This window comes from Bacillus sp. iso_77 (assembly GCF_056173625.1).
Genome location: NZ_CM149683.1, coordinates 2,720,628 through 2,746,040, shown reverse-complemented (window position 1 = coordinate 2,746,040; position 25,413 = coordinate 2,720,628). Strand labels below are relative to the sequence as shown.

Here is a 25,413-nt window from a genome sequence, read left to right as displayed (position 1 = left end):
GAGAGAACATTCTCTCCATCAGGTTTGGTGGCGATAGCGAAGAGGTCACACCCGTTCCCATACCGAACACGGAAGTTAAGCTCTTCAGCGCCGATGGTAGTTGGGGGTTTCCCCCTGTGAGAGTAGGACGCCGCCAAGCTTATCAAAGGATCAGTTCCAATCGGAACTGGTCTTTTTTGTGCTGTTTGAAAGAAGATCACCTTGATACATATGTGGTATAAATCAGGTTGTTTTAATTCACTATAAGCGTGGAGATGCTCTAAATCAACGTGAAAGTCTGTGAAGCATGTTCACTTTTAAGTATGGAGAAAAGTAATAGAGAGAAAGAATAGCAGGTGTATAGATGCCTGATACAAATTCATTCATATAAATGGAGTTGTATCAGGCTATTTTATTGAAATCAAAACATTCATTGCGTTTAACAGTTGAAATAAAGAAATATCTATATCATTAAAGTATAAAAATTGAAAGGCTGTTGATATTTTTAAAGGATTTACTCGTTTTTAAAGAGAATATAGAGAAGAGAAATACAGCTGTTAATCGTTGAATTGAAGCTGTTTTGACTGGTAACATCAACATCATCTGTTAAAAGAAATACGTCATGAAAAATGAAATAAAATTTTTTTAATATAGCCTTTACAAATGAGTGAAACCTGTATATAATAATCTTTGTCGGATCGAGAGATTCCTACATAGTGGAGGATTAGCTCAGCTGGGAGAGCATCTGCCTTACAAGCAGAGGGTCGGCGGTTCGAGCCCGTCATCCTCCACCATATTTATTCTTACATAATGTTAGGATAGATAAAGCCGGTGTAGCTCAACTGGTAGAGCAACTGACTTGTAATCAGTAGGTTGGGGGTTCAAGTCCTCTTGCCGGCACCACTTTCATATGGTAAGATAGACAAGTCGCTTTAAAAGCGAGCCATTAGCTCAGTTGGTAGAGCATCTGACTTTTAATCAGAGGGTCGAAGGTTCGAGTCCTTCATGGCTCACCATTTTCATGCGGGTGTGGCGGAATTGGCAGACGCGCTAGACTTAGGATCTAGTGTCTTTATGACGTGGGGGTTCAAGTCCCTTCACCCGCATTGCCAAACAACATAAAGAAATCCTGTAATGCGGAAGTAGTTCAGTGGTAGAACACCACCTTGCCAAGGTGGGGGTCGCGGGTTCGAATCCCGTCTTCCGCTTATACCATCCACGCCGGGGTGGTGGAATTGGCAGACACACAGGACTTAAAATCCTGCGGTAGGTGACTACCGTGCCGGTTCAAGTCCGGCCCTCGGCATTATAAAATAAGCGCCCGTAGCTCAATTGGATAGAGCGTTTGACTACGGATCAAAAGGTTAGGGGTTCGACTCCTCTCGGGCGCGCCATTAAGATCGGGAAGTAGCTCAGCTTGGTAGAGCACTTGGTTTGGGACCAAGGGGTCGCAGGTTCGAATCCTGTCTTCCCGACCATCTTTTATGGGGCCTTAGCTCAGCTGGGAGAGCGCCTGCCTTGCACGCAGGAGGTCAGCGGTTCGATCCCGCTAGGCTCCACTTTTCAAAAGATTATTTTATATCATGGCGGTGTAGCTCAGCTGGCTAGAGCGTACGGTTCATACCCGTGAGGTCGGGGGTTCGATCCCCTCCGCCGCTATAAAGGACCTTTAGCTCAGTTGGTTAGAGCAGACGGCTCATAACCGTCCGGTCGTAGGTTCGAGTCCTACAAGGTCCACCATCTATACGGAGGAATACCCAAGTCCGGCTGAAGGGATCGGTCTTGAAAACCGACAGGGGTGTCAAAGCCCGCGGGGGTTCGAATCCCTCTTCCTCCGCCATATTTTTAAAAAATGATATCATCGCGGGGTGGAGCAGTTCGGTAGCTCGTCGGGCTCATAACCCGAAGGTCGCAGGTTCAAATCCTGCCCCCGCAACCAAATTTTTTCTCTAATGGTCCGGTAGTTCAGTTGGTTAGAATGCCTGCCTGTCACGCAGGAGGTCGCGGGTTCGAGTCCCGTCCGGACCGCCATTTTCAAATGAATACATGGCTCGGTAGCTCAGTTGGTAGAGCAACGGACTGAAAATCCGTGTGTCGGCGGTTCGATTCCGTCCCGAGCCACTTTTACAAATAAATATCAGTATGGCGGTTGTGGCGAAGTGGTTAACGCACCAGATTGTGGCTCTGGCACTCGTGGGTTCGATTCCCATCAATCGCCCCATACATATTTTTGCGGGTGTAGTTTAGTGGTAAAACCTCAGCCTTCCAAGCTGATGTCGTGGGTTCGATTCCCATCACCCGCTCCATTTGCATATCGTTCATGGGCCTGTAGCTCAGCTGGTTAGAGCGCACGCCTGATAAGCGTGAGGTCGGTGGTTCGAGTCCACTCAGGCCCACCATGACTTTCCGCAGTAGCTCAGTGGTAGAGCTATCGGCTGTTAACCGATCGGTCGTAGGTTCGAATCCTACCTGCGGAGCCAAATGGAGAAGTACTCAAGTGGCTGAAGAGGCGCCCCTGCTAAGGGTGTAGGTCGCGCAAGCGGCGCGAGGGTTCAAATCCCTCCTTCTCCGCCATTTTTCTGGCCCGTTGGTCAAGCGGTTAAGACACCGCCCTTTCACGGCGGTAACACGGGTTCGAATCCCGTACGGGTCATTTTTTAAAGAGGTCTAATAAAGACCTCTTTTTTATTTTCCACAAAACGAAAAACCGCCATCATAGCGGTCTTTTCTTACATATTCATGGAATAGATCGTATAAGACAAGTATGTCGCAAAGAATACCCATAAAACATAAGGAATCAATAAAATTGGGACAACTTTGCTTAGTTTACGTGAGACGATGACAAGTGCGAGTGCTGTCAGTGCTACAAGCAGGCAGTCGATCGTAGCTGCAAATAAATCTTTTTGTGTAAATTGAAAAAAGCTAAAGGCTTGATTGAATACATAATTTAAAAGAAACAGAATCCAAAATGGTAATGTGATTTTTTGAAAACCATACTTTGCATAAATGATGGCGGCAGATAACGAAATGAGGGCGAATAAGACAGCCCAGACCGCACCGATGACACCACCACTAGGTGTCCATTCAGGTTTATTTAGTGCGTCATACCATTCTCTGTCGATAGGGAACAGGAACCCTGCAATAGAAAATAATGCGTATGTAATAAAGAAGACGATAACCGCCCAAATGATACTTTTTTTAGCCATCCAGAAATCTCCTCCCAATCAATTCACTCTTCAACTTATTTCCCAATTATTACATGATATAAACATCAAGCCCCCAATATGTGGGGACTAATCATTTTTTTTAGTATAAGGTTCTTCTTCATACGGCTTCAAGTCACCAAACACTGTCATGACGCCTTCTTCATCTAATGCTTCTTCATAAGCTTCGTGTGCTTTATTTGGATAGACCTTGCTTGCTTTTCCTTCAATATCAGCAGCTGCAAACCCTTCATAGTCTTCCACATAATCTTCATCTTCTGATTGTGTATACACATCATCGTATGTCAATGGAGGAAATTCCATATCGGATGGGGTATCAGTGTTCCCATAGCGTTCTACGTCTTGGTAGGCATCTTCTCCGTCATATGCAGCACTTTCTTCATTTTCAAATTGCCCTGAGGGCGGACTTAATAAGTCCTCTTCAATGGGACGGTTTTGTGAAACGGTCTGTTCTTTTGAATGCTCTGTGCATGTGACGGCGGTGGGAAGGGCTTCTAAGCGTTCTTTAGGAATAGGGGCTTTACACACTTTACACAAACCATAAGAGCCGTCTGCCATTGCTTGGAGTGCTTCATTGATATCGGACAGATGCTCATGTTCCAAACTGTTTAAGGCAATGTCTTTTCCGCGTTCGAATAGTTCTGTCCCTTGGTCGCCAGGGTGGTTATCATAGGCCGACAGTTCGCCCACTGAATCATAAGGAAATGATACTTTCTGTTCATCGTCATGGCTTTTGGCTTCAATTTCTTGTTTTTCATCGAGAAGTCGCTGCTTCAACTGATGTAATTCGTTTTTAGACAACAAAGCGATCACCCTTTCATATCAAACATATTGTTAGTATGAGCAAATTTTTATGTAAGACTTGTGCCAATTTGAAGCAATTCTTCAATAAAAAACGCCTGCGGCTGCAGGCGTTTTGTGTTATGCGAGATAATATTGTAAGATCAATGCGATCGTTAACAGGAAACCAAAAAACGTATTGGTTTGTGCTGTCGACTTCATGGCATTCATTAATTCAATTGGTTTTTCTTTTTGCTTAAATTCTTTAATGGCTGTATAAGCTTTTGGCACACTGAGTAAGACAAGAAGACTCCAAAGACCCACGATATCCATAAAGATATAAACAAAAATGAGTACATATGAGATCACAAACATGGAAAGTAGGATGTTGACTGCCGCTTTACGTCCAGCTAGGATAGCAAGTGTCTTTCGTCCATTCTCTTTATCACCGTCTAAATCACGGATATTGTTCGACAGTAAGATGGCACCAACTAAAATAGAGATAGGTAATGAAATGAGCACAGCTTTTGATGTCAATGTTCCTGTTTGGATATAGAAACTAATTAAAATGATGCCTAGTCCCATAAAAGCACCTGATACAAGTTCTCCAAATGGTGTATAAGCAATTGGTACAGGGCCACCGGTATAAAAATAGCCTGCTGCCATACAAATTAGTCCTATGAGTGCAATCCACCAGCTAGACATCATGCAAATATAGATCCCAAGTAATAAAGAAAGCGCGAATAAGGCATAAGCGAGGCCTAAAACTGTTTTTGGTTTTACACCGTTTCTCACGATCGCTCCGCCGATACCGACAGATTTCTCATTGTCCAATCCGCGGACATAATCAAAGTACTCATTAAACATGTTCGTTGCAATTTGGATAAACATCGATGCAAATAGCATAGCTAAAAATAGCCCAACATGTATTTGACCACTCGGAAGTGCTAGGACAGTTCCTAAAGTAACGGGAATAAATGCCGCTGTTAATGTATGCGGTCGTAGTAAATTCCACCAAATCCGCCAGTTCTTATCAGGCTTAATTGGTGAAAGCTGATCTGATATCGATTGATGCTGCATAAAATATACTCCTTTAAATAAAAAAATACGTACACGTCCAAATTCCAGTTTAGCAAAGTTCAAAAAGGTGTCAATATATTGATGCGATGAAACAAGAAAAAGATGTTTGCTAATCGTTCCCATCTAGAGAGAAAGCTTGATCTTCGAACAGGTCTTACCATTTTTTAAGGGATGTTCTCATTTCAATATGCGGGAGCGAAAAAATCTTGAAAGCGTGATATAATAAGGATTCGAGGTTTTAAAAGCTGTTTTCTTTACTAAGTTCATCTGTTAAGGTTTATAATAGAAAAGCAGGTCATTCGACATACTCGAATGTTCATGTATTTTTTTACATGATGGTTTTATTTTTATATGTTATTTCATGGATTTTGGAGGAATGTATCATGGTGACAACAGTGCAAAGTACTTTCCGGCAGGAAGCGCTTGCGACATTAGAAGAAGCGAATAACGTCAACCATGCTGTTTTGATAAGCTACTCCAGAAGAGTTGACGATCTGGATCCTCTTGCCTTTTTCCAAAGCGGCGAAGCGGATTTTTTAGGCGAGCGGTTTTTTTGGTCTGATCCAGAAAGCCAAATGATATTTTCTGGACTTGGCAGAGCGGCCGTGATTAAATCATCAGAGCAAGGCAAAGAACGATTCAATATCGTCCATCAAGAATGGGAGCAGCTGAAACAGCATATGTTCCATTTTCATGATGAGAAGGAGTTAAAGCAAGCGGCAGTTGGTCCGCTTTTATTTGGAGGATTTTCATTTGATCCATACGAAGAAAAGGCGCGTCACTGGGAAGCATTTGGCGAGGCTCATTTTTTTGTGCCATCGATGATGCTGACTGTTTCAAAAGAAGGCACGTTTCTAACGATCAATGAATGGAACGAGGTGGACGGGAATGTTCATCAGCTCATTCAAGAGTTAGAACAGAAAGCTTCTAATTTTGATGCATTGCCTGTCAGAAATCATGGACAAGCTGAGCTTGTTCATATGGAAGAGTTAGATGTCCAGGAATGGATGAAAGCAATCCATGAAGCGACAGAACACATTCGTGTGAACGAATATGAAAAGGTGGTTTTAGCAAGAGAAGTCTTGCTTCACTATAAAAATCAAATTGAACTCGCTCCACTATTAGCAGAATTACTAAAACATCAAACAACGAGTTATGTATTTGCTATAGAGCAGGGAAGACAAGCATTTGTCGGGGCGACGCCTGAACGTTTAGTAAAAAAAAGCGGTGGTGAAGTGTTTTCATCGTGTTTGGCAGGTTCCATTGTACGTGGTCAAGATGAAGTAGAAGATCAGGCACTAGGTGAGGAACTGCTTTGTGATGAGAAAAATTTGATTGAACATCAAATTGTCGTGAATATGATTGAACAGGCATTTGAAGCAAACTGCCATCATGTGCATAAGCCAAATCAACCAAGTCTTTATAAAACGAAAAACATTCAGCATTTATTTACACCCATTGTGGGAGAAATTAAAAGCAGCTGTTCACTCTTTTCATTAATTGAACAGCTTCATCCAACACCAGCGCTTGGAGGATATCCTAAGGAAAAAGCGGTAGAGGTGATTCGTGAAATCGAACCGTTGAAACGCGGTTGGTATGCGGCGCCAGTGGGATGGATTGATTCTAAGGACAATGGAGAATTTGCTGTCGCCATTCGATCAGGTCTTATTGAGGAAGACCAAGTTCGTTTGTTTGCTGGATGTGGAATTGTAGAGGATTCCCTTGCAAAACAAGAGTATGAAGAAACGCAAGTGAAATTAAGACCAATGCTGTCTGCTCTTGGAGGTCGTCCTATTGAATAATCAAATCATGACAAGATATATTGGCAGATTAATGGATGAATTTGTGCAAAGTGGTGTGAATGAGGCAGTTGTTTGTCCTGGCTCCCGTTCAACACCGCTTGCGATGCTCGCTCTTGCTCATCAAGAAATCAATGTCCATGTGTTAGTGGATGAACGGTCTGCTGCTTTTTATGCACTGGGTCTTGCGAAAGCGAGCCAAACACCAGTGCTACTCATTTGTACATCAGGTACGGCAGCAGCTAACTTTTACCCAGCTGTTGTCGAGGCACATTATTCTCGGGTACCATTGATTGTTTTAACTGCTGATCGGCCGCACGAATTGAGGGAGGTTGGGGCACCTCAAGCGATTGATCAGCAATTCTTATTCGGTAAGTTTGTTAAATGGTTCACAGACTTAGCCTTGCCAGAAGAAAGCCAAACGATGCTGCGGTATGTCCAAACTACTGCTGCTAGGGCAAGTCATGTGTCTATGCAGGAGCCAAAGGGACCAGTTCAGGTGAATGTGCCGCTGAGAGAACCATTGCTACCTGACTTGTCTATTGATCCTTTTAATAGAGAAGAAGGAGTTGCGAACAAAGTTTTAGCAGCAGGTCAAGCTCGTCCGGATGATCGGGTTATGTCAGAATTAGTGTCTATCATGAACAAAGCGGCAAAAGGAATCATTGTTGCTGGTGAACTTCACTCGCCGGAAGAGCAGGCGTCAGTGTTACGTCTTGCAAAAGCTTTGCATCTGCCTATTTTAGCTGACCCGCTTTCTCTTTTGCGAAATGGACATGAAAGTGAAGAATACATCATAGATGCATACGATTCTTTGTTAAAAGATGAGGCATTGCAGCAGCATCTCTTGCCTGAAATGGTCATTCGTTTTGGACCGATGCCTGTGTCTAAGCCATTATTTAAGTGGCTAGAAAAGCATGCGGAAGTGAAGCAGATTGTCGTCGATGCTGCGGGTGGTTATCGAGATCCTGGTTTAAGCGCATCATACATGATTGAAAGTCATGCAGCCTCTTTTGTAGAAGAAGTCTTGATGAGAGCGGAAAAGCGTCAGGATACATCTTATTTACGACGCTGGCAGAGTGTCAATTCTTCTTTTAGAATGCATGTAAATCAATACAATGATGAGGACCTGACATTTGAGGGAAATGTGTATCGTCAGCTGCAGCACCTTTTGCCAAAAGAGAGTGTGCTCTTTATCGGAAATAGTATGCCTATTCGAGATGTCGATACCTTTTTTGAAACGCAGTCAAAACCGTTTCGGATGATGGCGAATCGCGGAACAAATGGTATTGATGGTGTTGTGTCCACAGCTCTTGGAACATATGCAGCCTTGAAACAACCCATCACTTTAGTCATCGGCGATTTATCTTTTTACCATGATATGAACGGTCTTCTTGCAGCTAAGCTAATGGACATTCCGCTCACGGTTGTATTGTTAAACAATGATGGTGGAGGAATCTTTTCTTTCCTTCCGCAGGCATCCGATGAACCGTATTATGAAAAGCTCTTTGGTACGCCGACTGGGTTGAATTTTGAGTATGCATCAAAGCTATATGGGGGAACCTATTCGAAGCCAACAACGAAAGAAGAGTTAAAAGATGTGTACTTGGCGCATATCCAAGAACCAGGGCTTCATTTAATTGAGATTGAAACTGACCGGCATTCTCGCGTGGGCAAACATCGCCAAATGATGGACGAGATATTGAGGGAAGTGAAAAAAGAATGCCTTCACTCATAATACGAATGCACGATGGAGTGGCGTATGAGGTGATAGACCATAATCCATCTGCTGAAAATGCCACGTTATGTTTACATGGCTTTACAGGGAGTGCAGCTTCTTGGGCTTTTTTGAATACTTATACAGAAAAACATACGAGATTGATTCAGGTCAGCTTGCTTGGACATGGTCGCACAGACTCACCAAAGAGTATAAGAAGATATGCAATGTCCCAACAGCTGGCAGATCTTGCTGAGATTTTAGATCAATTAAAGCTTCACAAAGTGAACATTCTCGGATATTCTATGGGAGGGCGTATTGCTTTATCATTTGCCTCCCGTTATCCAGAACGTGTAAACAAACTGATTCTTGAGAGTACATCTCCAGGGCTGAACTCTTTTAAAGAGCGGATGGCGAGGCTGAATCATGATCATCAGTTAGCTCAAAAGATCAGACATGAAGGGTTAGCGCAGTTTGTGGATTTTTGGGAGAACATTCCGCTGTTTGCTTCGCAGAAATCCTTGCCAGCGGACAGGCTAACGCAACTGAGAGAGGGAAGGCTAAAAGCCGATCCTAACGGGCTGGCTCGCAGCTTAGAAGGTATAGGAACCGGTTCACAGCCGTCTATGTGGCAAGCATTAAAGCAGATAAAACAGCCTGTTTTACTCATTTGCGGAACACTTGATAAAAAGTTTTGTCACATCGCCAAACGTATGCAGCAGGCGCTTGAATACAGTCAATTCACAGTAGCAGAGCATGCCGGGCATACAGTTCATGTGGAACAACCACATTTTTTTGGTAAAATAGTAAGTGAGTTTATTTTATCGCAAGATTAGAGGAGGAAATATTGATGGCTATTGAATGGCAAACTGAGCGTCAGTATGACGAAATTTTATATGAAACATATAATGGGATTGCAAAAATCACCATTAACCGTCCGCACGTACATAATGCCTTTACACCAAAGACCGTAAGTGAATTAATTGATGCATTCTCACGTGCTCGTGACAATTCAGATGTTGGTGTCATTGTCCTTGCAGGTGCTGGAGGTAAAGCATTCTGTTCTGGTGGAGACCAAAAAGTACGCGGTCATGGCGGCTATGTAGGAGACGATCAAATTCCGCGTCTAAACGTCCTAGACTTACAGCGTTTAATTCGTGTCATTCCAAAACCAGTTATTGCGATGGTTGCGGGCTATGCGATTGGCGGCGGACATGTGCTTCATGTCGTGTGTGACCTCACGATTGCAGCAGACAATGCGATTTTTGGACAAACAGGACCAAAAGTGGGCAGCTTTGATGCTGGTTATGGATCTGGCTATCTTGCACGTATTGTGGGTCATAAGAAAGCAAGAGAAATCTGGTACTTATGCCGTCAATACAATGCACAAGAAGCGCTTGATATGGGACTTGTCAACACAGTTGTACCATTAGAGCAGCTGGAAGAAGAAACAGTGAAGTGGTGTGAGGACATGCTAGAAAAGAGCCCGACTGCTTTACGATTCTTGAAAGCTGCATTTAATGCGGACACAGATGGATTAGCTGGTATTCAGCAATTTGCAGGAGATGCGACCCTTCTTTATTACACAACAGATGAAGCAAAAGAAGGACGCGATTCCTTTAAGGAAAAACGGAAGCCAGACTTCGGTCAGTTCCCTCGTTTCCCTTGATTCAATGATATGGATGAAAACAGCTTAGTGCATCAGACTGAGCTGTTTTCTTTTATGAAAAGGAGGTGTCATGATGAAGCAACCCAATTGGCTGCTGCACCGTGCGTATTTAACGCCAGACCGGGTCGCACTCATTTATCAAGACAAAGAGTGGACATTTCGTGATTTAGCGAATGATGTAGACCAACTTGCGAATCGACTGACACGTGTCTCTTTTAAAAAAGGGGATACGGTTGCGATTTTAATGAACAACCATCCTCATATGGTCATGCTTGTTCACGCTTGTTTTTTATTAGGCTTCAAGATTGTGTTATTGAATAATAAGTTAACAAAAGCAGAGAGACGTTTTCAGCTGGAAGATGCGAAAGTCATGGCTTTATTAACAGAGCCTGCATATGCAAATGAGCATCATGGTGATTTACCTGTTTATACAATAGAGACTTTACCTGATGCAGATCATGATATGGAAAAGAAGGTCGTACATGATATTGATTTAAATGAGACGGCGACGATTATGTATACATCTGGAACGACAGGACGCCCTAAAGGGGTGGAGCAAACGTTTGGCAATCATTTTCATAGTGCTGTTTCCTCGGCATTGAATTTAGGGATCAGGGAGGACGACCGCTGGCTCATTGCCTTGCCTCTTTTTCATATAAGCGGTTTATCCGCTATATTTAAATCTGTCATATACGGTATGACTGTCGTGCTACATCAAAAGTTTGATGTCGATGAAGTCAAGAATGCTATTGAACAGCATCGAGTGACGATGTTGTCAGTTGTTCAAACCATGCTGTCCCGTTTATTAAGTGGACTTGAAGAATGTCCATCATCTTTGCGTTGTCTGCTGTTAGGCGGAGGCCCTGCGCCTTATGCGATGCTTCAAGAGAGTAAGGAGAAAGGATTTCCTGTGTTTCAATCGTACGGTATGACGGAGACCTGCTCGCAAATTGTGACACTTGCGCCAGAATTTAGTGTGGAAAAGCTTGGATCAGCGGGAAAACCCCTTTTTGGGTGTGAATTAAAGATTCAAGATGAGGACCGTCCGTGTCGTCCTTTTGAGCATGGTGAAATCATGGTAAAAGGTGCAAATGTCATGAAAGGCTACCTTTATCGTCAAGAGGCAACAGCTGCTGCATTTGAGCAGGGCTGGCTGAAAACGGGTGATATTGGCTATGTAGATGAGGACGGATTCTTATTTGTGCTTGATCGGCGGTCAGACTTAATTATTTCTGGCGGAGAAAATATTTATCCAGCAGAAATTGAAGCAGTTCTTTTAACACATCCAAATGTAAAGGAAGCCGGAGTGACGGGTATATATGATAAAAAATGGGGAGAGGTACCTGCTGCCTTCCTTGTGACAGATGAGCAGATTCCGGAGAATGAGCTCTATGCTTTGTGTCAGTCGCAATTAGCCAAGTATAAATGGCCCGCCGCTTTTCACTTTGTGGATGAGCTGCCAAGGAATGCGTCGAATAAATTGCAGAGGCACAGACTCAAATCAAAGGGGTTTTTAGATGATTCAAATTGAACGTGTGATCTTATATCATGTCACGATGAAACTCAAACAGCCATTTACAACGAGCCTTGGGACCATTTCAGAGCGTGAGTTTATTATTGTCGAGGTCAAAGATCAAACAGGATTAACTGGATGGGGAGAGGTATCTGCCTTCTCTTCTCCGTGGTATACAGAAGAAACCATCGAGACCTGCTATCACATGCTCAGGGCTTTCTTTATCCCGAACGTGCTGACCCGATCTTTTACACATCCTTCGGACATACCAGACAGCTTGTACCATTTTAAAGGCAATAGAATGGCCAAAGCGGGAATTGAGGCAGCTGTGTGGGATATTTATGCGAAGCGAGAAAATAAGTCCTTGCGTGACGTCTTAGGCGGTACTAGAGATAGAATTCCATCTGGTGTCGTTGCGGGGTTAGGACCAATAGATGATATGATTCAGCAAATCGAGCAGTTTGTTGATCAAGGCTATCAGCGTGTGAAAGTGAAGATTAAGCCGGGACAAGATATTGGACTTCTACAAAAGATAAGGGAGTCTTTCCCTCACCTCCCGTTAATGGCGGATGCAAACTCTGCTTATGAATTAAAAGATATTAGCAAACTGAAGCAGCTCGACGATATTCGTTTATTAATGATTGAACAGCCTTTAGCTGCAGATGACATTGTCGATCATCGGCATTTGCAAAAGCATTTAAAAACACCAATCTGTTTGGATGAAAGTATTTGTTCTTTAGATGATGCGAGAAAAGCTGTAGAACTTGGAAGCTGTCAGATTATTAATGTGAAGCCTTCACGAGTTGGAGGGCTGACTGAAGCTCTTAAAATTCATGCGTTCTGCAAGGAGCAGCAGATTCCGTTATGGTGCGGTGGAATGATTGAAACAGGCATTTCTCGCGCGCAAAACGTGGCACTTGCATCACTTCCGCAATTTACGATTCCTGGGGATATTTCAGCATCGGCGAAATATTGGGAGCAGGATATCATTTTTCCTGAAATTAAAGTTGAAAATGGGTTTATTGAAGTACCGCGTTCTCCAGGTATGGGTGTAGAAGTTGATTATCAAGCGCTTCGTTCTTTCTCAGATAAAATTGATGTGTTTACAAAACATGATTTTGTGAAATGAAAACGAATGAATCGCCATTTGCACCATCCATAGAACCACTGTATAGTTAAGGAAAGTTTTTCCTTCCTGTCTGAACAAAAAGAAAGAGCGGTCATCCGCTCTTTCTTACTCTTCTACAAGCCCGCTGTCGTAAGCAAGCTGTCCAATATACTGACGCATGTCATTGGGCATGTCGGAAACATGTCCGTATTCATAATCCCAAAGATTTAAAAAGGAGTGAGCTGCTTGATAAAATGCAGCCTCGTCCGCGTCCTGAATTTCTTCAAGAAACGTTTGAGCAAGCCGATCGTTTTTCAAAGCGAAGCGCCTCCTTTAATGAGACTTAAAGGTCTTGAGGTTTAAACGTTTTACAGTCAGTTTCTTCACTTTTCTCAGCCGTATTTCCTGTATGGCTGACGACATAAATTGCATCTGCACCACAACGATTTCCAGTATTCCAGTAGGAACAGTTGTTTACTTCACAAAGGATTTTTTGACTCATACAGATGACCTCCTTTTGAGTATGTCTTTCATTTATTAATGTAACCGAAGCACGGGTCGTTCATTCATGTTAATCTTCCTGACGAATATAACGCTTATCTTTCATAAACAATTTCCAGAAGAAGTAGAACCCAGGGAATAGGATGATAAACCCTACAATATACGTAATAAATAATGCCCTAAATGTGACGGGATCTGTAAACCCAGACATGATGGTAATATCAGGATAGGCCATATAGGGCAAATGCGCATGACCATACACATAGCTTGCTAAGAAATATTGAATTGTAATGGCGATAACCGCTAAACGTGGTCTCCCTTTCCGATGTTTAAAGCGACTGTTTGGTAAAAATAGAGCCAAACCTGCAAGCAAAAACATGAGTAGAGAAACAAGCAGGATCGGGATGTTCTGCATCATTTTTGTGAACAGCCAATTGGCCTCACTTCTCAGTGTGAGCATGATAAAGAAAGCCATCATGAGAGAAAGTGGACCTGTAATCAGTGCTCCTCTTCTATAAATGTTATAAGCCTCATCTTCGTTTGCAACATTAGAAAAATCAGCTAAAAGCAAAGATGAGAGGAAAAGGGTACTGAAAATCGCAAAACCTACGAAAGAATAGACATTTGCGCTTGTAAAGACCAATCCTAAATCTAATGAGTAGACATTATTCTCCTGAAAAATGAATCCACCATGTGTAATGGGGAGAACCATGATGAGGATGGACGGAATAATAAAGCCGCTAATTCCTGAAATATATGTCACGGCTTTTCTATATTTTTTAGGCAGTGAATGAGAGAAGACGAGAAATCCGCTTCGCAGTGCAAGAAGCAACAAAATAATGCTGCCGGGTATTAATAGAACAGTGCCTAGCACAAATGTTGCACCTGGAAACAGGCTAAACAAGGCAACGACGATGGCCACAATGAAGACGTTTGTTACTTCCCAAGTTGGAGAAAGATACTTATTTGCGATATTTGCGGCCTTTGTCTGCTCTTTGTTCATGTAAATCATTGACCAAAATCCTGCACCGAAATCCATTGATGCCATCACTGCATAGATAAACACGAATCCCCATAAGATGGTGATTGCAATGAGTGCATCAGTTGTTACATCCATTTGCATCAAGATCGCTCCCTTTTTAAGATTCTGTTAACCGTAAGTCTTCTTCAATTGAATGTTTTCTAAAGTAGTACGTCAATACAATCACAGTTGCGATGCCTAAAATGAGATAGACAATGGCAAAAAGGATGAAAAGTGTACCGATAGATCCTGATGATGTGACGACTTCAGAGGTTTTGAGCATTCGATAAATCACCCATGGCTGACGGCCTGTACAGGCAAAGATCCAGCCAAATTCAATCGCCAAGAGACTAAGGGGCCCGCCAAATAAATAAAGGACAAGCAGCCATTTTGGATAATGTTCGCGTTTTAAAATTTTGCGGTAAAACAGTGCTAACACAGCAAAGAAAATGAGCAATGAGCCGATAATGACCATTCCGTTAAATAATGTGTGAATAAATAAAGGCGGCCACTCGTCCCTAGGAAAATCATTTAACCCTTTAACCACAGTATCAAAGCTATTTCCTGCAAGAAAACTAAGTGCCCAAGGGATTTCGATCGCTCCTTTGATTTCTTGCGTATTGGCATCAGTAAAACCGCCAATGGCCAGAGGCGCATGTGATTGCGTTTCAAATAACCCTTCAGCACCCGCTAATTTTTCAGGCTGATATTCATACAGAAGCTGAGCTGATTCGTGACCGTTTAAGGCTGTGAGAAAAGAGAAAAGTCCGCCTACAATCAGTCCAAGAAAAAGGGCTTTTCGATGAAAGGTATAGAGCTTTTCGTTTTTTCTTGTTTTCAACATTTTAAATGCAGCGACAGAAGCAATGACAAAAGCGCCTGTTGTAAAAGCAGACAGTACTACGTGAGTAGCAGTTACAACAAAACTAGGATTGAAAAATGCCTTCCAAGGTTCGATATTCGTTATTTCTCCATTGACCATTTGAAAGCCAGCGGGTGTTCCTTCAAAAGCATGTACGTTTGTAATGAGAATCGCTGAAGCTGCTGCACCAATGACAACGAAAATAACGGTAATGATGCGCATGGCTGGTGATAAACGATCTGCTGCGTACACATAAATAGACATAAATAATGCTTCAATAAAGAAAGCATAAATTTCTATTTGAAATGGCAGTGACATGACTTTTCCGATGACCTCCATAAAACCAGGCCATAGAAGGGCAAGCTGCGTACCAGCAATGGTACCGGTTGGAATGGCAACACCTAACAGAACAGCCTGCGCTTTTGTCCATCGTTTGGCCATGATGGCATAATGCGGGTCCTTCGTTTTTTGAAAGATGAGTTCAGCTAACAAAATCATTAGCGGGATGCCTACGCCAAGCGAGGCATAAATAATATGGAAGCCCATTGTTGTGCCGAACAGACTTCTAGCTAAAACGAGATCAGTCAATTTTTTCTCCGCCTTTCTTATCGCATCTCTTTTGATGGTGTTTATTATTCTCCACCATTTTTAGATTATTCTTCCTGACTAAGAAAGCTTGTTTTTTGACAAGTTGTAAAAGGGGGAGTAGAATATAACTATAAAACGTAACCATTACGTTTTAATGATGAAGGGAGTTTTGACATTGAAAAGAGATATTCATCCAACCTCACATGAAGTTGTATTTATGGACGTAAACAGCGGTTACCGCTTCTTAAGTAGATCAACAAAGACATCACATGAGACCGTAGAGTGGGAAGATGGGAAGACTTATCCTGTCATTAAAGTAGAGACAAGCTCTGATACGCATCCATTTTATACAGGACGCCAGAAATTCGGAGAAAAAGGCGGCAGAGCGGAGCAGTTTAAGAAAAAATACCAAATGTAGACAAAGAAACACACCTGATCATGGTGTGTTTTTTTGTGCAGTAAAAAACCCCGGCTGATCGCACGGGGTTCATGAATTCATTCAACATTTAAAGCTGTTTTTAATGTGTTTAAATTTTGTTTCATTAAGCTGACATAGCTTTCGCCATTTTTAGCATCATCTTCTGTAATGGATTCTAGATTTTTCAGTGTAAGGCTTTTTGCCCCAATTTCACTGCGAATCGTATCTGATACTTTACTGCTGACGTTATTTTCAAAAATGACATACTTGATGTGATGCTTTTCTGCCTGTTGTACGATATTTTCAAGCTGTTTTTGGGAAGGCTCTTCAGAAGCAGAGAGTCCTAGTACACTGATTTGCTCAATGCCATAGCGTTTTTCCCAGTAGCCGTATGCTGCGTGAGAAACGAGAATTTCTTTATGTTTTGCTTTAGATAACGTTGTTTTGAATTCCTGATCTAACGATTGTAATTCTTTTTTTAGTAATTCATAGTTTTTTGTGTATTCGTCTTTATGATCTGGATCTAGTGAAACGAGTGTGTCTTTAATGTTTTTTGCCATTTGCTGTGCATAAACAGGGTCTAGCCATGCATGGGGATCTTTATCTCCGTGGTCGTGTCCATCATGGTCATGATCTTCACCTTCATGATCGTGATCATGGTCCTCCCCTTCTTCATGAGCATGTTCTTCTTGTGTTGATAATAGCTTGATGCCTTCAGCTGCTTTCACTGTTTTCACGCCTTGGTCTTTTAACGTAGAAGCCGTTTTATCAGCAAATGCTTCAGCACCTGTTCCGCTGTAAATAAAGGCATCTCCTTCAGCCATTTCAACCATCGTTTTTGAACTTGGTTCAAAGCTGTGTGCATCTGCATTGGCAGGGTACACACTTTGAGCGTTCACGTGAGAGCCGCCAATTTTTTCAGTGAAATCTTGAATAGGGAAGATCGTCGTGTAAATGGTTAATTTCCCATCTGCTTTTCCTTTTGAAGCATTTGTCCCCGCACTGCTTGAGCAAGCGGCAAGACCGACCGCTAATAAAGCAGCTGTTAAAATAAAAAAGATTTTTTTCATCTAAGAATATCTCCTCTCAACCTATTAGATAGAAATGATTACGATTTAATGTCCTGAGTTATTGTATCGTAATAATTACGATTTGAAAAGAGGAAAATAAAAAATTTTCATCAGAAGATGTTTCCTCTAAAAAAATAGACGTCAAAACGTGACGAAATTTAAAACATTGTGCTATATTTATTTTTAAAAAAAGAAAAAGGAATGGACAAACTTATGAAACTTTTAGACGAAATCATCGAATATAACCAACAATTTATTGAAGAGAAGCGATATGAAGAGTTTACAACAACGAAGTTTCCACAGAAAAAAGCTGTCATTCTATCATGTATGGATACAAGACTTGTTGAACTGCTTCCACGCGCCATGAACATGAAAAATGGCGATATTAAAATTGTCAAAAGTGCTGGCGCTCTTGTTTCTCACCCATTTGGAAGTATTATGCGAAGCATTTTAGTGGCTGTTTATGAATTGAATGCTGACGAGGTGTACGTCATTGGGCATCACGATTGTGGGATGAGTAAAATAGACAGCGAAACACTCTTAAATAAAGCCATTGAGCGTGGTATTCCAGAAAAACGGATTGAAGTACTGGAATACTCAGGAATCGATTTTCAACAGTGGCTCAAAAGCTTTAGCTCAGTTGAAGAAAGTGTGAAAGACAGTGTATCTGTCGTTAAAAATCATCCGCTTCTTCCATCTGATGTGCCTGTACATGGTCTTGTCATTGATCCTGGAACAGGTAAGCTTGACTTAGTTGTCAATGGTTATGAAGAAAAGTAAGTTATTTTTCCTTTTTAGGCGGGACCGGATCCATGCCTCCAGGATGCAGCGGGTGACATTTTAAAATTCGTTTAATCGTGAGCCAGCCGCCTTTTAAAGCGCCATGCGTTTTGATCGCCTCTAGCCCGTAGTTTGAGCAAGTGGGGTAAAACCTGCAGCTCGGTGGTGTTAGAGGGGAAATGCATGTTTGATAAAAGCGAATGATGCCGATAAAAATTTGTTTCATAGAGGTTCCTCCTTGTCTGTCTTTTCACAGTATAAGAAAAAAGGACAAGGAAGGGAAGTTTTATAAACTAAACTGGTCGGAACAATATGTTATAATATAGGAAATTGCAATTATAGGAGTGGTGATTAATGCCTTCAGTCGAAAGCTTTGAACTTGACCATAATGCTGTAAAAGCACCTTACGTTCGTCATTGCGGCGTTCATAAAGTGGGATCAGATGGGGAAGTGAACAAATTTGATATCCGTTTTTGTCAGCCAAACAAGCAGGCAATGAAACCTGATACGATTCATACATTAGAGCATTTACTTGCGTTTAATATTAGAACACACTCAGAGAAATATGATCATTTTGATATTATTGATATTTCTCCAATGGGCTGCCAGACTGGCTACTATTTAGTTGTCAGCGGTGCACCGACACCAAGAGAGATCGTTGAACTGCTTGATGCAACATTCAAAGATGCAGTGGAAGTAACAGAAATTCCTGCTGCAAATGAAGAGCAGTGCGGTCAAGCGAAGCTTCATGATCTTGAAGGAGCAAAACGTTTAATGCGTTTCTGGCTGTCTCAGGATCAAGAAGAGCTATTAAAAGTATTTGGATAAACAGTAAGATGATGAACCGGACATATTGAATGTCCGGTTTTTTATATGAAATGAAACGAGAGCTGTTAAAATAGGGGATATTTGTTAAAATGGACATGTCAGTAAAAAAAGGGGGATACACGAATGCGGAAAATGGTAGGAATCATTTTGATGCTCGCATTACTTAGTGCATGTGGAAACTCGGCAGCGAGCAATGACAAGGGAGAAGTGCCTGAGCTATTAGAAGTCAAACTAACAGGGCCGGAGCAAGTGGAGAAAAATGAAAACGTTATCGTAAAAGCAGCTGTCACATATGGTGATACGCCTGTTGATGATGCAGATGATGTTGAATTTGAAGTGTGGAAAGATGGCGACAAGGATAACAGCAAGATGATTCAGCCAAAGAAAAAGGAGAAAGGTGTATATGAATTGCATACAGCTTTCAAACAAGATGGCCTTTATATCATACAAGTCCATGTGACAGCTAAACAGCAGCATAATATGCCGAAGACAAACATCCATGTAGGTGATGTGAAAAAAGAGAGTTCATCTACTGAAGAAGAAGATACCTCACATCATTGAAAGCGGTTTTATTTTGGGTTAGGACGTTGGTTTGGTTCAGCATCCTGTGGTGAATCGACTTTATGCTTGTAATCATAAGCCTTTGATGTCGTCCACAGTGATAAAAAGACAACGATTGAGATAATGATAAAGCTGATAATCCCAAGTAACAGCATCTAACTCCCTCCTTATTTCCATATTAACATATATTTCATGCGGTCAAAATAGAAGAAAATGATGGCAGGTTTCAGTATAATAAAAAAAGGGTAATCCCATACTAAACGCAACTACATAAGGAGGAATCAACATGTCTGAAAAATTATTAAACGTCGTCAATAAACAAGTAGCAGATTGGACTGTGCTTTACGTAAAATTACATAACTATCACTGGTATGTAAAGGGAAAAGATTTCTTTACACTCCATGAAAAATTCGAGGAATTATATACAGAAACAGCCACTTATATCGATGATTTGGCTGAGCGTATGCTCGCATTAAATGGACAACCTGTTGCGACAATGAAAGAGTGCTTAGAAATTTCTAGCATTCAAGAAGCGGAAGGCAATGAATCAGCCGAGCAAATGGTGAAAAATCTGTATGATGATTTCTCTAATATTGCAGAAGAACTTAAGCAAGGCATGGAGCTGGCTGCAGAAGTTGGCGATGAAACAACAGGTGATATGCTGCTTGCAATTCATCAATCCATTGAAAAACACAACTGGATGCTAAAAGCATACTTAGGATAAGCGAATGTGAAAGGAATGTCGATCATCAAACAGATCGGCATTCTTTTTTTGTGGATTTGTGACAGACAGCCCATTGAATTGATGGGGCTTTCAGCCGAAGAGAAAAGGGAAGGGAGGGGAGAAGATGTCCTCAATTGCAGGAATGATGAGCCAGCAAGTGGCGAGTATTCAAAAAACACTTAATATCAGTTTATTGAATTCACAGCTTGCCACGAACACAGCCCAAGCCATGGTGATGCTCGATCAAGTGCAGCAGCAGCCTCAAGCTGTTCAGCCCAAAGATTCAGACGCTACGTTTATTGATGTCAGAGTTTAACCAAGAAAGCCGCCGTCACAGGCGGCTCTTTTTATGCGCTTCACGAATTTTTTGAACAGCTAACCATGCCTTTATTTTTTGTCGTCCAAGCTATTCATCAAATGCGGCATATACTATTGAGGTAAGAAGTTCCACTATGAAAGGATGTTGATGCCAAGTGAGCAAGGATTTAGGCATCTTTTCGTTGTTTACAGTCAGTTTGTCGGCAATGGGCTTTCTGTTTGGTGGAGCAGGATATTTACTCATGATATTAGTGACACTCATGGCTATAGAATTAATTTGTTCAAGCCTAAGAGAATCTGTGACTGGACAACTTACGATGAAGCGTTTTTTGACCAGGCTTGTTCGAAAGGTTGTGACGATCTCTTTAATATCCATGGCACATTTCTTCGATGTCATGCTGAAGACTGGGGGGACAATTAAGGATTTAGCGCTCATCTTTTATATTATTTATGAATCGTACCAGATTGTCTCAACAGCCAGAGCTCTCGGAATTCCCATTCCACAGTTGTTTATTGATGTGTTAGACATGATTAAAAATAAATTGCGCAAAAAGCCGTAATTTCTTCATATCTGGTCATACTAAAGGAAAAAGGATGAATCAGATGTCGAGACACACATACTATGTATCCGTTCAAGACGGATCAATCTCACAGCACAGAGACGCGGCTGCTTGGCAATTTCAGATAGAAGCAGATGATGACCAAATCTTGCAGTTAAGAGAGTATTTTGATGAACAGTATATGACAGATTGGAAAGGTTTCTTTCGGGCGCATGTTCCATTTCTTGAATATCATTATGATAGTCCAAACGACGAAATGGATAGGAAAAGAAAAGAAATTTACTCGATGATTCATGATCTCGGTAACGAAGAGACAAAGAACTTTATTGAGACCAATGGACTGATGAATTGAAAAAGCATGTAGACAAACCCTCGAATTCTTTGTCAGGTGCTCACGAATGTCAAATTCGCTCCGCGCCAGTACTCGTTTTTCCTAGACTGCAAAGGTTTTCTATCACGCTGAAAAGAAGACAAAAGGCTAAAAGAAAGTTCATTTTAGCCTTTTGTCAACGATTTGAAAGTATGTAGAGACATTCTACATGCTTTTATTTTCGAGGCTGTAAGATACCGCCGATTAGATCACTGATTCCGCCTCTATTTTCCTGCTGTGAGTTGGTGATTTCGTGTGAGGTACTCTGACTCTGGGGTTTGTACCGGTTATCATCTATCCCGACCCGCATTCCAGATGTTCGTTCAGATGGCTGGATAATCACAATTTGGTCCTGTTCATGAAATTCAAACAAGTAGGATTCGCCTGATGTTTGTCCAATGAACGTTTTCCAGTTCACATCTAATTTGACTTTCGGTGCTTTGCCCGTCCAAGCGACAATGGCGTCAGGATCTACACGGCAAGGTGCTTTTAAAATCAGCGGGTTTCCATTTGTTTTGATGGCAACCTGCGCCCCGTGACCTTGATACGAGAGCTTTGAAGTAAATAGCCCTTTCTGTGATAAAATCCCAACGCCTACTGGTGTCACGCCATAGTGACATTCTTCGGTAAAGGCAAGTAAATCTTCACTTTCCACGCTAACATGTTGCCAAGGACCGTTCGGCTCAAGATTGATGACGGTCACATGCTCGCTAGAATCAGCCAAGTAGCAAGTGCCTTGTCCACTCACTTCCATCATCTCAAGGTTTTCACCTGTTAATTTTCTGCTAATATGATTAAATACTTGGCTGACCATATTCCCTTTATTCGTCCCAAGTAATCGTTTACGGTATTGAAATGTACCTTGATCGGCAATCATAGCGCCTTTTTTGGCAAAAAAGATCCCGTTGCCTTCTGCTTGTAAGGTCAATTCTTCGATCGTGTTGAAATGAAATCCCATTTGTGCCAGCTCCTTTTCTTTGTCAAGATGTGAATCCGTAGATGCGGCATAGGTCGTTTAAATCAAGGGTCGTACCTTGTCCGGTAGCGGTGATTTTCCATTCGTTCTCAACTCTCGTTAGTTCAGCACAAATGATGGATGTACAAAATGAATAATCCTCTGTTAACTGAAAGGTACAAATCTCCTGTTGTGTGATTTGATCTGAAAGGCGCAAGTAGGCATTGGTCACCTGTCCAAAATGATGTGCCCGCTCGTGTGCATCATGTATCGTGGCTGTTACGACGATTTTCTGAATATCGGGTGAGACTCTGCTCAGCTGCATAATGATGATCTCATTGTCCCGATGGCCTCCGCCGACCTGATGATCACCTAGATGGCGAACAGCTCCATCTAAGCTTTGCTGCTGATGATAATAGATCAGGTGTTTTGGAGACAGAAGCTTGTCCTCTTCATTTAAGAGAAACACTTGCGTATCTAAATCAATTGGCTGACCAGATAAGTCCCAGCCAAGTCCGATATGAATTTGATCTACATTTGGATTGTCTTTTGTTAAATCTAACTTTTGTCCTTTCATGAGGTGTTTCTTCACTGCCTCAAGAGAAGCGTCTTCTTTCTCATGTTGCCTCATTGGCCATGCTTTGTTATTTTCTTGTTTTGATCCATTTGTGATGCTCATGCTGGTTTCCTCCTCGTCTGTGTAGGACAAACACTTATTGATTTACGTCATCATGGGCAAAAGGTTTCATGATTAAAATGGGATGAGGATGGAGATGATAAAAAGGTTTTAGCAAGAATACTTATTTTACATACAGACGAGATAGAAGCACTTGTTTGTTTCACTTTTCATAAAAATTCTTCAGAGAAATGTGATCTGTGGTATGATGTTTTACAAGAAGCAAGGACAGGATATGAGGGATTTCACATGCATGTATTTAAAGACTATTATCATAATACGGTCAAGCTCTCTTTTGAAGAGCAGCCTTTTTCAAGTCATCCTAAGCATGTTTGGGCTATTTGCCGCTATCAAGGAAAATGGCTACTTACTGAACATGAGGATCGAGGCTACGAGTTTCCAGGAGGGAAAGTAGAGCCAAATGAAGAAGCAGATCAAGCCGCTATACGAGAGATTCACGAAGAGACGGGTGCTGTTGTTCGTGAATTAACGTATATTGGGCAATATCAGGTGCTTGGCAGAGAGAAAGTCATTGTCAAAAATATTTATTTCGCCGATATTGAAAGGCTCGTCAAGCAGGACACGTATTTTGAAACGAAAGGACCCGTTCTTTTCGCAGACTTACCAAGATCCATCGCAAAAAATAAAAATTTCAGTTTTATTATGAAAGATGATGTCTTAAGACAAAGTCTTGCTTATTTAGAAAAGAACGGTTTGATTCGTTAAAAAAAGCGCAGGGAAATGACCCTGCGCTTTTTATTTTTGCAGAAAACGGCGTTCCAGCCATTCAACAAGCTGATACATGATGGTGGCGAAGACGGCGATAATGAAAAGACTTAAGAACACGAGTGTAAAGTTGAAGACTTGAAAGCCATAGATGATCATATAGCCGAGTCCTTTTGAGGAAACAAGGAATTCTCCCACAATGACCCCAACCCAAGAAAGACCAACATTGACCTTAATGGCAGAGATCATCGTTGGAATACTTGCTGGTAAAATGACCTCACGGAAGACCGTTCTTTTTTTCGCACCAAAGGTTTTCATGACTTTTAAATAATTCTCATCGACTTCTTGAAAGGCTGTATAAATGACGATGGTGGTAATGATCACACTGATAATGGCACCCATCGCGACAATGCTGATCATGCCTGGTCCAAGGGCAACAATTAAAATGGGGGCGAGAGCGACTTTCGGCATCGCATTTAAAATAACCAAATAAGGATCAAGTACATTTGCAAGTCGGGTGGACCACCATAAGGCGGCGGCTAATAAAATGCCGCAAAAAGTACCAAGTAGAAAGCCGAGCACTGTTTCAAATAGCGTAATGCTCATATGATTAATTAATGAACCATCTGATAATTTTTGTACAAACAATTGGCAGACGGCAGATGGTGAACTGAAAATGAGCGGGTCAATCAGTCTGAAATGGCTCGCAAGCTCCCAAAGTGAAAAGAAACTGGCGAAAATGATCAACTGGTAGACTCGCGTCATGCGTTTTTCCATTCGAACTTTTTTTCGATAGGCTTCATGTAAAAGATCACTGTGTTTCAACTGTCTTCAGCTCCTTCCAAATCGTTTGAAAGAGCTCTTGGAAACTTGCTGTCTGTCTCGCTTCAAAAGGAGAGAGCGTCCTCAGATCATCGGGAACGGTAAACATTCGCTGGATAGAGCCGGGATGCTTTGAGAATAAGAAAATACGATCACTCATCGCAATGGCTTCGCCGATGTCATGCGTGACAAGAACAGCCGTTTTTTGGTAGTTTTTTAATGTGTGAAAGACGAGGTCTTCTAATGTCAGTTTCGTCTGGTAATCTAGTGCTGAAAATGGCTCATCTAGCAGAAGCAGGCCGGGATCAACTGCAAGCGTTCGGGCGAGAGCCGCACGCTGCCTCATCCCGCCTGACAGCTCTTTCGGGTATTTTTCTTCGACATCATTGAGTCCAAGCTTTGGCAGTAAGCTAAGGGCAGCTGAGGTGGCTTCATGTGAATCTTGTTTTGCAATTTTTAACCCGAGAATGACATTTTCCTTGATCGTTTTCCATGGGAACAAATAATCTTGCTGGAGCATATAACCGATTTGATGCTCCTGTTGATTCGGTTCTTTTCCTTCGATTAAAATTCGACCTTCAGAGGGTGGCGTAATGCCTGCGATGATGGAAAGCAAGGTTGTTTTCCCGCAGCCGCTAGGACCAATAAATGAGATGAATTCACCTTGAGTGATCTCCATATTGATGTGCTGTATGGCCGTTGTTTTTTCTTTTAAAGAGAAGTATGTGTGGGTCACATGGTCAATTTGAAGGAAAGACATGTGC

General features: G+C 41.9%; 29 protein-coding genes, 21 tRNA genes and 1 rRNA gene. 37 read left to right on the top strand and 14 right to left on the bottom strand.

Annotated elements, in window-relative coordinates; all coding sequences use genetic code 11:
• Window positions 1-23: 23 nt before the first annotated feature.
• The 22 genes from rrf to AC0VYC_RS14065 all read left to right on the top strand — a co-directional run bounded on the left by rrf (window position 24) and on the right by AC0VYC_RS14065 (window position 2,632).
• Window positions 24-139, top strand: a 5S ribosomal RNA gene (gene rrf / locus AC0VYC_RS14170).
• 558 nt (window positions 140-697) lie between these two features.
• Window positions 698-773: transfer RNA gene (locus tag AC0VYC_RS14165), tRNA-Val, on the top strand.
• Window positions 774-806: 33 nt separating this feature from the next.
• Window positions 807-882, top strand: a tRNA-Thr gene (locus tag AC0VYC_RS14160).
• A 37-nt stretch (window positions 883-919) separates the two neighbouring features.
• Window positions 920-995 (top strand) — tRNA-Lys (locus tag AC0VYC_RS14155).
• A 7-nt stretch (window positions 996-1,002) separates the two neighbouring features.
• A tRNA-Leu gene (locus AC0VYC_RS14150) sits at window positions 1,003-1,085 on the top strand.
• A gap of 30 nt (window positions 1,086-1,115) precedes the next feature.
• Window positions 1,116-1,187, top strand: a tRNA-Gly gene (locus AC0VYC_RS14145).
• A 12-nt stretch (window positions 1,188-1,199) separates the two neighbouring features.
• A tRNA-Leu gene (locus AC0VYC_RS14140) sits at window positions 1,200-1,285 on the top strand.
• A gap of 11 nt (window positions 1,286-1,296) precedes the next feature.
• Window positions 1,297-1,373: transfer RNA gene (locus AC0VYC_RS14135), tRNA-Arg, on the top strand.
• A gap of 7 nt (window positions 1,374-1,380) precedes the next feature.
• A tRNA-Pro gene (locus AC0VYC_RS14130) sits at window positions 1,381-1,457 on the top strand.
• Between the two features lie 8 nt (window positions 1,458-1,465).
• Window positions 1,466-1,538, top strand: a tRNA-Ala gene (locus tag AC0VYC_RS14125).
• Between the two features lie 26 nt (window positions 1,539-1,564).
• Window positions 1,565-1,638 (top strand) — tRNA-Met (locus AC0VYC_RS14120).
• A gap of 4 nt (window positions 1,639-1,642) precedes the next feature.
• Window positions 1,643-1,719 (top strand) — tRNA-Ile (locus AC0VYC_RS14115).
• Between the two features lie 7 nt (window positions 1,720-1,726).
• Window positions 1,727-1,819, top strand: a tRNA-Ser gene (locus AC0VYC_RS14110).
• Window positions 1,820-1,841: 22 nt separating this feature from the next.
• Window positions 1,842-1,918, top strand: a tRNA-Met gene (locus tag AC0VYC_RS14105).
• 15 nt (window positions 1,919-1,933) lie between these two features.
• Window positions 1,934-2,010: transfer RNA gene (locus AC0VYC_RS14100), tRNA-Asp, on the top strand.
• A 17-nt stretch (window positions 2,011-2,027) separates the two neighbouring features.
• A tRNA-Phe gene (locus tag AC0VYC_RS14095) sits at window positions 2,028-2,100 on the top strand.
• Between the two features lie 24 nt (window positions 2,101-2,124).
• Window positions 2,125-2,200 (top strand) — tRNA-His (locus AC0VYC_RS14090).
• Between the two features lie 11 nt (window positions 2,201-2,211).
• Window positions 2,212-2,285: transfer RNA gene (locus AC0VYC_RS14085), tRNA-Gly, on the top strand.
• A 16-nt stretch (window positions 2,286-2,301) separates the two neighbouring features.
• A tRNA-Ile gene (locus AC0VYC_RS14080) sits at window positions 2,302-2,378 on the top strand.
• A 6-nt stretch (window positions 2,379-2,384) separates the two neighbouring features.
• Window positions 2,385-2,459, top strand: a tRNA-Asn gene (locus AC0VYC_RS14075).
• Window positions 2,460-2,462: 3 nt separating this feature from the next.
• Window positions 2,463-2,553: transfer RNA gene (locus tag AC0VYC_RS14070), tRNA-Ser, on the top strand.
• Between the two features lie 7 nt (window positions 2,554-2,560).
• A tRNA-Glu gene (locus AC0VYC_RS14065) sits at window positions 2,561-2,632 on the top strand.
• Between the two features lie 76 nt (window positions 2,633-2,708).
• Here the strand turns inward: AC0VYC_RS14065 and AC0VYC_RS14060 are convergent.
• The 3 genes from AC0VYC_RS14060 to AC0VYC_RS14050 all read right to left on the bottom strand — a co-directional run bounded on the left by AC0VYC_RS14060 (window position 2,709) and on the right by AC0VYC_RS14050 (window position 5,063).
• Complete coding sequence (locus AC0VYC_RS14060) at window positions 2,709-3,185, bottom strand: TspO/MBR family protein (RefSeq protein ID WP_335350652.1); 477 nt, start codon at window positions 3,183-3,185, stop codon at window positions 2,709-2,711.
• Window positions 3,186-3,272: 87 nt separating this feature from the next.
• Entirely contained in the window at window positions 3,273-4,007 is a 735-nt protein-coding gene (locus AC0VYC_RS14055) for a TraR/DksA C4-type zinc finger protein (protein WP_475388706.1), read from the bottom strand.
• A gap of 117 nt (window positions 4,008-4,124) precedes the next feature.
• Window positions 4,125-5,063, bottom strand: a complete 939-nt coding sequence (locus AC0VYC_RS14050) for a 1,4-dihydroxy-2-naphthoate polyprenyltransferase (RefSeq protein ID WP_017358382.1) — start codon at window positions 5,061-5,063, stop codon at window positions 4,125-4,127.
• Between the two features lie 383 nt (window positions 5,064-5,446).
• Between AC0VYC_RS14050 and AC0VYC_RS14045 the strand changes: the two genes are divergently transcribed.
• The 6 genes from AC0VYC_RS14045 (at window position 5,447) to menC (ending at window position 12,890) form a co-directional block, all read left to right on the top strand.
• On the top strand, window positions 5,447-6,865 hold the full coding sequence (locus tag AC0VYC_RS14045; RefSeq protein ID WP_008342907.1) for an isochorismate synthase: 1,419 nt from the start codon (window positions 5,447-5,449) through the stop codon (window positions 6,863-6,865).
• Window positions 6,858-8,600, top strand: coding sequence for a 2-succinyl-5-enolpyruvyl-6-hydroxy-3-cyclohexene-1-carboxylic-acid synthase (menD, locus tag AC0VYC_RS14040; protein ID WP_144680055.1), 1,743 nt, complete (start codon window positions 6,858-6,860; stop codon window positions 8,598-8,600). The genes AC0VYC_RS14045 and menD overlap by 8 nt, the downstream gene beginning before the upstream one ends.
• Window positions 8,585-9,415, top strand: a complete 831-nt coding sequence (menH, locus tag AC0VYC_RS14035; protein ID WP_025207850.1) for a 2-succinyl-6-hydroxy-2,4-cyclohexadiene-1-carboxylate synthase — start codon at window positions 8,585-8,587, stop codon at window positions 9,413-9,415. The genes menD and menH overlap by 16 nt, the downstream gene beginning before the upstream one ends.
• A 14-nt stretch (window positions 9,416-9,429) precedes the next feature.
• A complete protein-coding gene (gene menB / locus AC0VYC_RS14030; RefSeq protein ID WP_008342913.1) occupies window positions 9,430-10,248 on the top strand; it encodes a 1,4-dihydroxy-2-naphthoyl-CoA synthase in 819 nt (272 codons plus the stop codon).
• A 70-nt stretch (window positions 10,249-10,318) separates the two neighbouring features.
• Window positions 10,319-11,779 carry an o-succinylbenzoate--CoA ligase gene (locus AC0VYC_RS14025; RefSeq protein WP_058337241.1) on the top strand — a complete coding sequence of 487 codons (1,461 nt, stop codon included), beginning with the start codon at window positions 10,319-10,321 and terminating at the stop codon, window positions 11,777-11,779.
• Window positions 11,766-12,890: an o-succinylbenzoate synthase gene (gene menC, locus AC0VYC_RS14020; protein ID WP_327861888.1), complete on the top strand. Its 1,125-nt coding sequence runs from the start codon at window positions 11,766-11,768 to the stop codon at window positions 12,888-12,890. The genes AC0VYC_RS14025 and menC overlap by 14 nt, the downstream gene beginning before the upstream one ends.
• Before the next feature lie 105 nt (window positions 12,891-12,995).
• On the opposite strand, the gene AC0VYC_RS14015 is transcribed toward menC, so the two are convergent.
• From AC0VYC_RS14015 to AC0VYC_RS14000, 4 genes are all read right to left on the bottom strand, one after another.
• Entirely contained in the window at window positions 12,996-13,187 is a 192-nt protein-coding gene (locus AC0VYC_RS14015) for a hypothetical protein (protein WP_327861889.1), read from the bottom strand.
• Window positions 13,188-13,212: 25 nt separating this feature from the next.
• Entirely contained in the window at window positions 13,213-13,371 is a 159-nt protein-coding gene (locus AC0VYC_RS14010; RefSeq protein WP_008342921.1) for a DUF1540 domain-containing protein, read from the bottom strand.
• Window positions 13,372-13,440: 69 nt separating this feature from the next.
• Window positions 13,441-14,487: a cytochrome d ubiquinol oxidase subunit II gene (locus AC0VYC_RS14005; RefSeq protein WP_169476099.1), complete on the bottom strand. Its 1,047-nt coding sequence runs from the start codon at window positions 14,485-14,487 to the stop codon at window positions 13,441-13,443.
• Between the two features lie 22 nt (window positions 14,488-14,509).
• A complete protein-coding gene (locus AC0VYC_RS14000; RefSeq protein WP_035391038.1) occupies window positions 14,510-15,841 on the bottom strand; it encodes a cytochrome ubiquinol oxidase subunit I in 1,332 nt (443 codons plus the stop codon).
• A gap of 175 nt (window positions 15,842-16,016) precedes the next feature.
• Between AC0VYC_RS14000 and AC0VYC_RS13995 the strand changes: the two genes are divergently transcribed.
• Complete coding sequence (locus tag AC0VYC_RS13995) at window positions 16,017-16,259, top strand: type B 50S ribosomal protein L31 (RefSeq protein WP_017358374.1); 243 nt, start codon at window positions 16,017-16,019, stop codon at window positions 16,257-16,259.
• A gap of 77 nt (window positions 16,260-16,336) precedes the next feature.
• On the opposite strand, the gene AC0VYC_RS13990 is transcribed toward AC0VYC_RS13995, so the two are convergent.
• Complete coding sequence (locus AC0VYC_RS13990) at window positions 16,337-17,329, bottom strand: metal ABC transporter solute-binding protein, Zn/Mn family (RefSeq protein WP_475388701.1); 993 nt, start codon at window positions 17,327-17,329, stop codon at window positions 16,337-16,339.
• Window positions 17,330-17,542: 213 nt separating this feature from the next.
• Between AC0VYC_RS13990 and AC0VYC_RS13985 the strand changes: the two genes are divergently transcribed.
• Window positions 17,543-18,109, top strand: coding sequence for a beta-class carbonic anhydrase (locus AC0VYC_RS13985; protein WP_017358372.1), 567 nt, complete (start codon window positions 17,543-17,545; stop codon window positions 18,107-18,109).
• A gap of 1 nt (window position 18,110) precedes the next feature.
• Here AC0VYC_RS13985 and yidD read toward each other — a convergent pair whose 3' ends face one another.
• Entirely contained in the window at window positions 18,111-18,335 is a 225-nt protein-coding gene (gene yidD, locus AC0VYC_RS13980; protein ID WP_327872076.1) for a membrane protein insertion efficiency factor YidD, read from the bottom strand.
• Window positions 18,336-18,463: 128 nt separating this feature from the next.
• Between yidD and AC0VYC_RS13975 the strand changes: the two genes are divergently transcribed.
• Both AC0VYC_RS13975 and AC0VYC_RS13970 read left to right on the top strand, forming a co-directional pair.
• Window positions 18,464-18,937 (top strand): S-ribosylhomocysteine lyase, encoded by a 474-nt coding sequence (locus tag AC0VYC_RS13975; RefSeq protein WP_008342935.1) that lies wholly within the window; start codon window positions 18,464-18,466, stop codon window positions 18,935-18,937.
• A gap of 123 nt (window positions 18,938-19,060) precedes the next feature.
• Window positions 19,061-19,498, top strand: coding sequence for a FixH family protein (locus tag AC0VYC_RS13970; protein WP_008342936.1), 438 nt, complete (start codon window positions 19,061-19,063; stop codon window positions 19,496-19,498).
• An 8-nt stretch (window positions 19,499-19,506) separates the two neighbouring features.
• Here AC0VYC_RS13970 and ytzI read toward each other — a convergent pair whose 3' ends face one another.
• Entirely contained in the window at window positions 19,507-19,653 is a 147-nt protein-coding gene (gene ytzI, locus AC0VYC_RS13965) for a YtzI protein (protein ID WP_017358370.1), read from the bottom strand.
• 131 nt (window positions 19,654-19,784) lie between these two features.
• On the opposite strand from ytzI, the gene AC0VYC_RS13960 reads away from it, so the two are divergent.
• From AC0VYC_RS13960 to AC0VYC_RS13945, 4 genes are all read left to right on the top strand, one after another.
• Window positions 19,785-20,222, top strand: a complete 438-nt coding sequence (locus AC0VYC_RS13960) for a Dps family protein (protein WP_025207844.1) — start codon at window positions 19,785-19,787, stop codon at window positions 20,220-20,222.
• Window positions 20,223-20,346: 124 nt separating this feature from the next.
• A complete protein-coding gene (locus AC0VYC_RS13955) occupies window positions 20,347-20,538 on the top strand; it encodes a hypothetical protein (RefSeq protein WP_008342942.1) in 192 nt (63 codons plus the stop codon).
• Between the two features lie 157 nt (window positions 20,539-20,695).
• Window positions 20,696-21,100 carry a phage holin family protein gene (locus tag AC0VYC_RS13950; RefSeq protein ID WP_008342944.1) on the top strand — a complete coding sequence of 135 codons (405 nt, stop codon included), beginning with the start codon at window positions 20,696-20,698 and terminating at the stop codon, window positions 21,098-21,100.
• Window positions 21,101-21,143: 43 nt separating this feature from the next.
• Window positions 21,144-21,452 (top strand): hydrolase, encoded by a 309-nt coding sequence (locus AC0VYC_RS13945; protein WP_475388696.1) that lies wholly within the window; start codon window positions 21,144-21,146, stop codon window positions 21,450-21,452.
• 193 nt (window positions 21,453-21,645) lie between these two features.
• On the opposite strand, the gene AC0VYC_RS13940 is transcribed toward AC0VYC_RS13945, so the two are convergent.
• Window positions 21,646-22,428: an AIM24 family protein gene (locus tag AC0VYC_RS13940; RefSeq protein ID WP_008342947.1), complete on the bottom strand. Its 783-nt coding sequence runs from the start codon at window positions 22,426-22,428 to the stop codon at window positions 21,646-21,648.
• A 22-nt stretch (window positions 22,429-22,450) separates the two neighbouring features.
• Entirely contained in the window at window positions 22,451-23,104 is a 654-nt protein-coding gene (locus AC0VYC_RS13935; protein WP_039168327.1) for a TerD family protein, read from the bottom strand.
• 246 nt (window positions 23,105-23,350) lie between these two features.
• On the opposite strand from AC0VYC_RS13935, the gene ytkD reads away from it, so the two are divergent.
• A complete protein-coding gene (gene ytkD / locus AC0VYC_RS13930) occupies window positions 23,351-23,827 on the top strand; it encodes an RNA deprotection pyrophosphohydrolase (RefSeq protein WP_008342951.1) in 477 nt (158 codons plus the stop codon).
• A gap of 30 nt (window positions 23,828-23,857) precedes the next feature.
• Here ytkD and AC0VYC_RS13925 read toward each other — a convergent pair whose 3' ends face one another.
• Window positions 23,858-24,604: an ABC transporter permease gene (locus tag AC0VYC_RS13925; RefSeq protein WP_370529235.1), complete on the bottom strand. Its 747-nt coding sequence runs from the start codon at window positions 24,602-24,604 to the stop codon at window positions 23,858-23,860.
• A gap of 34 nt (window positions 24,605-24,638) precedes the next feature.
• On the bottom strand, window positions 24,639-25,409 hold the full coding sequence (locus AC0VYC_RS13920; RefSeq protein ID WP_008342956.1) for an ABC transporter ATP-binding protein: 771 nt from the start codon (window positions 25,407-25,409) through the stop codon (window positions 24,639-24,641).
• Between the last annotated feature and the right edge of the window lie 4 nt (window positions 25,410-25,413).

Bases quoted from the DNA above. Each gene is read 5' to 3' on its own strand.
- AC0VYC_RS13955 (WP_008342942.1), top strand. From the start codon at position 20,347: ATGTCCTCAATTGCAGGAATGATGAGCCAGCAAGTGGCGAGTATTCAA.
- menB (WP_008342913.1), top strand. From the start codon at position 9,430: ATGGCTATTGAATGGCAAACTGAGCGTCAGTATGACGAAATTTTATAT.
- AC0VYC_RS14060 (WP_335350652.1), bottom strand. From the start codon at position 3,185: ATGGCTAAAAAAAGTATCATTTGGGCGGTTATCGTCTTCTTTATTACA.
- AC0VYC_RS13925 (WP_370529235.1), bottom strand. From the start codon at position 24,604: ATGGAAAAACGCATGACGCGAGTCTACCAGTTGATCATTTTCGCCAGT.
- AC0VYC_RS14010 (WP_008342921.1), bottom strand. From the start codon at position 13,371: ATGAGTCAAAAAATCCTTTGTGAAGTAAACAACTGTTCCTACTGGAAT.
- AC0VYC_RS13940 (WP_008342947.1), bottom strand. From the start codon at position 22,428: ATGGGATTTCATTTCAACACGATCGAAGAATTGACCTTACAAGCAGAA.
- AC0VYC_RS13945 (WP_475388696.1), top strand. From the start codon at position 21,144: ATGTCGAGACACACATACTATGTATCCGTTCAAGACGGATCAATCTCA.
- menH (WP_025207850.1), top strand. From the start codon at position 8,585: ATGCCTTCACTCATAATACGAATGCACGATGGAGTGGCGTATGAGGTG.
- yidD (WP_327872076.1), bottom strand. From the start codon at position 18,335: ATGAAACAAATTTTTATCGGCATCATTCGCTTTTATCAAACATGCATT.
- AC0VYC_RS14050 (WP_017358382.1), bottom strand. From the start codon at position 5,063: ATGCAGCATCAATCGATATCAGATCAGCTTTCACCAATTAAGCCTGAT.
- AC0VYC_RS13985 (WP_017358372.1), top strand. From the start codon at position 17,543: ATGAAACTTTTAGACGAAATCATCGAATATAACCAACAATTTATTGAA.
- AC0VYC_RS13935 (WP_039168327.1), bottom strand. From the start codon at position 23,104: ATGAGCATCACAAATGGATCAAAACAAGAAAATAACAAAGCATGGCCA.
- AC0VYC_RS13920 (WP_008342956.1), bottom strand. From the start codon at position 25,409: ATGTCTTTCCTTCAAATTGACCATGTGACCCACACATACTTCTCTTTA.
- AC0VYC_RS13970 (WP_008342936.1), top strand. From the start codon at position 19,061: ATGCGGAAAATGGTAGGAATCATTTTGATGCTCGCATTACTTAGTGCA.
- AC0VYC_RS13975 (WP_008342935.1), top strand. From the start codon at position 18,464: ATGCCTTCAGTCGAAAGCTTTGAACTTGACCATAATGCTGTAAAAGCA.
- AC0VYC_RS13990 (WP_475388701.1), bottom strand. From the start codon at position 17,329: ATGAAAAAAATCTTTTTTATTTTAACAGCTGCTTTATTAGCGGTCGGT.
- AC0VYC_RS14005 (WP_169476099.1), bottom strand. From the start codon at position 14,487: ATGGATGTAACAACTGATGCACTCATTGCAATCACCATCTTATGGGGA.
- ytzI (WP_017358370.1), bottom strand. From the start codon at position 19,653: ATGCTGTTACTTGGGATTATCAGCTTTATCATTATCTCAATCGTTGTC.
- ytkD (WP_008342951.1), top strand. From the start codon at position 23,351: ATGCATGTATTTAAAGACTATTATCATAATACGGTCAAGCTCTCTTTT.
- AC0VYC_RS14025 (WP_058337241.1), top strand. From the start codon at position 10,319: ATGATGAAGCAACCCAATTGGCTGCTGCACCGTGCGTATTTAACGCCA.
- AC0VYC_RS13960 (WP_025207844.1), top strand. From the start codon at position 19,785: ATGTCTGAAAAATTATTAAACGTCGTCAATAAACAAGTAGCAGATTGG.
- AC0VYC_RS14045 (WP_008342907.1), top strand. From the start codon at position 5,447: ATGGTGACAACAGTGCAAAGTACTTTCCGGCAGGAAGCGCTTGCGACA.
- menC (WP_327861888.1), top strand. From the start codon at position 11,766: ATGATTCAAATTGAACGTGTGATCTTATATCATGTCACGATGAAACTC.